Source organism: Caballeronia sp. M23-90 (assembly GCF_053574605.1).
The window spans coordinates 1-5,084 of the sequence record NZ_JBSIPA010000463.1 but is presented as its reverse complement, the minus strand read 5'-3'; the positions used below and the strand labels follow the sequence as shown (position 1 = coordinate 5,084).

5 protein-coding genes and 1 pseudogene are annotated in these 5,084 nt (G+C 60.5%); 1 reads left to right on the top strand and 5 read right to left on the bottom strand.

Annotated features, from left to right (window positions below; all coding sequences use genetic code 11):
* Nucleotides 1-272 (top strand): annotated as a pseudogene (locus ACRXB1_RS29985) (2-aminoethylphosphonate aminotransferase); the annotation flags it as partial.
* Between the two features lie 73 nt (nt 273-345).
* Here ACRXB1_RS29985 and ACRXB1_RS29980 read toward each other — a convergent pair.
* The 5 genes from ACRXB1_RS29980 to ACRXB1_RS29960 all read right to left on the bottom strand — a co-directional run.
* A complete protein-coding gene (locus ACRXB1_RS29980; RefSeq protein WP_075359613.1) occupies nt 346-798 on the bottom strand; it encodes a hypothetical protein in 453 nt (150 codons plus the stop codon).
* Nucleotides 799-930: 132 nt separating this feature from the next.
* The gene (guaD, locus tag ACRXB1_RS29975; RefSeq protein ID WP_449494102.1) at nt 931-2,274 is read right to left on the bottom strand and encodes a guanine deaminase; all 1,344 of its coding nucleotides are present in this window, start codon (nt 2,272-2,274) and stop codon (nt 931-933) included.
* 24 nt (nt 2,275-2,298) lie between these two features.
* Nucleotides 2,299-3,660 (bottom strand): NCS2 family permease, encoded by a 1,362-nt coding sequence (locus ACRXB1_RS29970; RefSeq protein ID WP_075359611.1) that lies wholly within the window; start codon nt 3,658-3,660, stop codon nt 2,299-2,301.
* 14 nt (nt 3,661-3,674) lie between these two features.
* On the bottom strand, nt 3,675-4,703 hold the full coding sequence (locus ACRXB1_RS29965; protein WP_449494101.1) for an adenosine deaminase: 1,029 nt from the start codon (nt 4,701-4,703) through the stop codon (nt 3,675-3,677).
* Nucleotides 4,704-4,729: 26 nt separating this feature from the next.
* Nucleotides 4,730-5,084, bottom strand: a 355-nt coding sequence (locus ACRXB1_RS29960; protein WP_449494100.1) for an XdhC family protein, incomplete at its 5' end; no start/stop codon positions are given.

Here is a 5,084-nt window from a genome sequence, read left to right as displayed (position 1 = left end):
TGCTCGCCGAGCAGGCGCGTTCGGGGTTGGCTGCGTTGGGTATCGAAGGCGCGCTGCCGGATGGCGAGTCGTCGGTCGTGTTGCGGGCTTACCGGTTGCCGGTGGGAACCACCTATCCGGTTCTGCACGACGCGTTGAAAACCAAGGGTTTCGTGATCTACGCGGGGCAGGGCGGTTTGTCGAACGAGCTGTTCCGCATCTCCACGATGGGCGCTTTGCACGCAGCGGACATCGACCGGCTGATTGCATCGATCGCGAATATCGTGCGTTAAACCTCAAGGCTTGTGCTCAAACGAAGAAGGCCGCGACAACGCCATGTTGTCGCGGCCTTCTTTTTGAATCTCATCAATCCCGGTTGCAGAAAATCGCGGTGATGAACGGCGCGACATGATGGATGATGGCGTCGCTTCCGGCGGCGCGAACTTTCTGTCTCACTGACTCTTCCCCACCGATAACCACCGCGCCGTAAGCCGATTCCGCGATTGGCGCGCCGGTCCCGGTCTTGAAGATCGCGTCGTCCTTTTGAAATCCGACGACCGCGAACACACCGAAATCGAAGGCGGTCAGATGGCTGTCGCGTGTCGGCTTGAACGCGTTGATGGAGTTGGCTTCCACGCGCATGGGCGTCGCTTCGATGACGTGATCTTGCTGAAGCGGCGCAATGAACGCGTGCGCGTCGGCTTTGCAATCGAGCAATGAGTCCAGCGCGTAAGCCGAAGCGTGCGCGGAGGTTGCGGCAATCAGGACGGTCAAGCCGATTCGGACGGCTCGATAAAGCGGCTTGATGTGTGGCTTCATGAACGGTGGGTAAGCGCTCGGGCGTTGCCAAAGGCTAAACTTTACCGGGAAGCTGACAAACGCGCTCGATCTGTAATTTTGTCCGATCCGGCTTACGCTCTTGTAATGGTTAAATGGCCCCGTCGCGCGTGGTCAGGCTGCAGCCAGCTCCGCAACCGCAGCACGCCGTGCATCTCTTTCATGCACACGCTGCCCCGCCGAATAGGTTTCGAAGACCGCGCGGTCATCGCCCAGCATCGCGAATGCGAACAACAGTTCTTCCAGCGAGTCCGCCCGTGCCGTGCGACGCGCGAGAAGCGGCGTGCCGGCTGGATCCAGCACGACGAAATCGGCTTCACTGCCGGGTTTCAGCGTCCCGACCTTGTCCGCCATATCGAGCACTTGCGCGGCGCCCGTCGTCGCGAGCCAGAACATGCGTGCAGCCGTCAGGTGATGACCTGTCAGGCGCGCAATCTTGTGTGCTTCGCCCATGGTTTGCAGCATCGAAAACGATGTGCCGCCGCCTACGTCGGTGGCGAGCGCGACCGGCATGTTCGCTTTGCCGGCTTTTTCGATATCGAAGAGGCCGCTGCCGAGGAACAGGTTCGATGTCGGGCAATGCGACGCGACCGCGCCGGTCTCGGCCATGCGTTGACGGTCGGTATCGTCGAGGTAGATGCAATGGCCATAGACCGCGCGTTGACGCAGCAGATCGTAGTGATCGTAGATGTCCAGATAGCTTCGATGCCCGGGGAACAGGCTTTCGACCCATTTGATCTCGTCGGTGTTTTCCGCGACGTGGCTCTGGATATACACGTCCTGGTGCTTGCGCGCGAGCACCGCGCAGGCTTCGAGTTGCGCCTCGGTGGAGGTCGGCGCAAAACGTGGCGTGAGCGCATATTCCTGACGTCCGCGGCCATGCCATTTCGCGATGAGTTCGGCGCTTTCGTCGTAACCGGATTGCGCGGTATCTTGCAGATATTCCGGGCAATTACGATCCATCAGCACCTTGCCCGCGATCATGCGCAGATTGCGGGATTCGCTTTCGCCGAAGAAGGCATCGGCGGATTGCTTGTGGACCGTGCAATACACGAGCGCGCTGGTCGTGCCGCACGCGAGAAGTTCATCGATGAAAAATCCTGCCGTCTCGCGTGCATACGCCGGGTCTTCGAACTTGCGCTCGGTCGGAAACGTGTACGTGTTCAACCATGGCAGCAAACCGGGCGCGGGCGACGCGATCATGTCGGTCTGCGGATAGTGAATGTGCGAATCGATGAAGCCCGGCACGATCAGCTTGTCGCGCAGATCCTTGACGATCGCGTCCGGCGCGATCTGAGCGCGCAAGGCCGCATACGCGCCCGCCGCCACCACGCGGCCATTCTCCACGAGCAACAGGCCGTCGGTCTCATACACGGCGTTGCTGTCGGAGAAAGCAGGATCGTCGCGGAACGTGAGAAGTTGCGCGCGGTAGGCGGTCTGGCGGGTGGGCGTAGGCATTTGAAACGTCTCCAGTAAAGCGTGTTATAGCTGTGTCAAAAGCAGCAACGAAAGCGCGGCGACAATCCACATCGCCGGCTTGATTTCTTTTCCGCGGCCCGTGAAGAACTTGATCACGACAAACGCGAGGAATCCGTACGCAATGCCATCGGTGATCGAGTAGGTCAGCGGGATCAGGATCATTGCGAGGAAGGCGGGAATGGCTTCGTCGAAACGGCCCCATTCGATCTTCGTGATCGATTCCATCATGAACACGCCGACAAGCACGAGCGCCGGCGCCGTCGCGATTGCGGGCACGAGCGAGAGCAGCGGCGAGAGGAACAGGAACGGCAGGAAACACAGGCCCGCGATGACCGCGACCAGGCCCGTGCGTCCACCCGCCGAAATCCCCGCCGCCGATTCAATGTAGGCGTTCGCCGGGCTTGTCCCGAGCGGCGCGGAAATCAGTGCGGAGAACGAATCGACCATCATCGACTCGCGGATGTTGCGCGGGTTGCCGTCTTTATCGTAAAGCTTGCCGGCTTCGGAGATCGCCATGAAGGTTGAAAGCGCGTCGAAGAACGACGTGAACAACATGACGAAGATGAACGGCCAGTAGATCACCTTCAGCGAGCCGAAAATATCGAGCTGGCCGAGCGCCGAAAAATCCGGGGCCGAGACCAGGCCGTTCCAGTTCACGAGTGTTTTCGTGGCGATTGCGGCGGGCCAGTATGCCGTGCCGTCGCCCCAGAACCGGCCAATTGGAATCGCAATCACGGTCGTGAAAATGATGCCTAGCATCAGCGCGCCGGTCACCTTGCGCGCGACCAGGATGGTGGTCACGGCCAAGCCGATCAGGAACGTGATCACTACCGGATTCAGCGATGCCGAATGCACGATCGTCACCGGATCGCCGACCACGAACTTCGCATTGACCAGGCCGATCAAGCTGATAAAGAGCCCGATGCCGCACGATACAGCGTGGCGCAGATTCGCCGGAATGGCATCGACGACCAGCTTGCGCGCGTTGAACAACGCCAGGACCGCGAAGATCACGCCGGCCCAGAACACGCAGCCAAGCGCCGTCTGCCACGGCATCTTGCCGCCGTGGACCATCACGAACGCAAACAGCGCGTTCATGCCCATGCCGGGCGCCACCAGCACGGGGTTGCGCGCGTACAAACCCATCGCGCAACTGCCGAGGAAACTCACGATCACGGTCGCCGTCAGCGCCGCGGGAAACGGCACGCCCGCCTGCGACAAGATCCCTGGATTGACGACGATGATGTACATCGCCGTGAGAAAGGTCGTGATGCCCGCGACGACTTCCGTTTTCGTGCGCGAACCCGCGGCGCGGATGCCGAAGAAACGCTCGAGCGTGGTGCTGTCCTGAGTAATCGATGCCATGACGTTCCCGCGCGTCAGGCCGCTGCGTGCCAGTAGGCATCGAGCTTGGCGACCATGGCGTTGCGTTCTGCATCCGTCACGAACGAGGCTTCCAGGCTGTTCTTGAGCAGCGTGTAGACCTCGGCATCGGCGAGATTCAGGGCTTCCTGGATCGCGAAGTAATTGGCGTTCACGTAACCGCCGAAGTACGCCGGATCGTCCGAATTGATCATCACGGCCACGCCCTGGTCGAGCAGCGCCTTGAGCGTGTGCTTGGTCATGTCGTCGAAGACGCGCAGCTTCAGGTTCGACAGCGGGCAGACGGTCAGCGCAATGCGGGCATCGGCAAGACGCGCGACCAACGCCGGGTCTTCCATGCTGCGCACGCCGTGATCGACACGATCGACCTTCAGCAGATCGAGCGCTTCGTACACGTACGCAGGCGGTCCTTCTTCGCCTGCATGCGCCACGAGTTTCAGGCCTTTATCGCGCGCCTTTGCGAACACGCGCTCGAACTTCGACGGCGGATGTCCACGCTCCGACGAATCCAGCCCGACACCAATCAGCCGATGCTTGTATTGATCGAACAGGGGCAGGGCTTCATTGAATGTCTTGAGCGCGTCTTCTTCCGGCAAATGCCGCAGGAAACACAGGATCACCTTGCTCGTCAGGCCGCGCTTCTCGCCTTCGGCCAACGCGCTTTCAATACCCGCCATTGCCGTCGCAATCGACACACCGCGCTCGGTGTGCGTCTGGGGATCGAAGAAAATTTCGGTGTGCGTGACATGGTCGGCAAGCGCGCGTTCGACGTACGCCATGGTCATGTCGTGAAAATCGCGTTCGTGCAGCAGCACGCTCGCGCCGGCGTAATAAATATCCAGGAACGATTGCAGGTCGGTGAATGCGTAAGCCGCGCGCAATGCATCGATGGAATCGTACGCGAGCGTCACGCCGTTGCGCTTTGCCAGCTCGAAAATCAGTTCGGGTTCGAGCGAACCTTCAATATGAATATGGAGCTCGGCTTTGGGCGCGCGGGCGATCTTTTCGGCGAGAGTGGGAGTCATGTTGTTGTGCTTAAAAAAGGTCTTGATCACGCGGTTTGCGGATGCTGCGCGGAATTGTAGCCGTGCGCGGCGTGTTCTTCGACCTTCTGCAACAACTGGGCTGCAACGGAGACTGCGATCATTTCCGGGGCTTTATCGACAATGCCGGGTACGCCGATGGGGCAGGTCATGCGGTCAATCCGCATGGGTTCGATACCGCGCGCCGCCAGACGCCGCTCGAACTGGACCTTCTTCGTGTGCGAACCGATCATGCCGAAAAACGCGAAATCCCCACGGCGGAGAATGCGTTCGGCGAGCGCGAGATCGAGCGCGTGGTTATGCGTCATTACCAGGAAATAGCTGTTGGCCCTGGCTTCGTCCACGGCGGATTCAGGCGTGCCG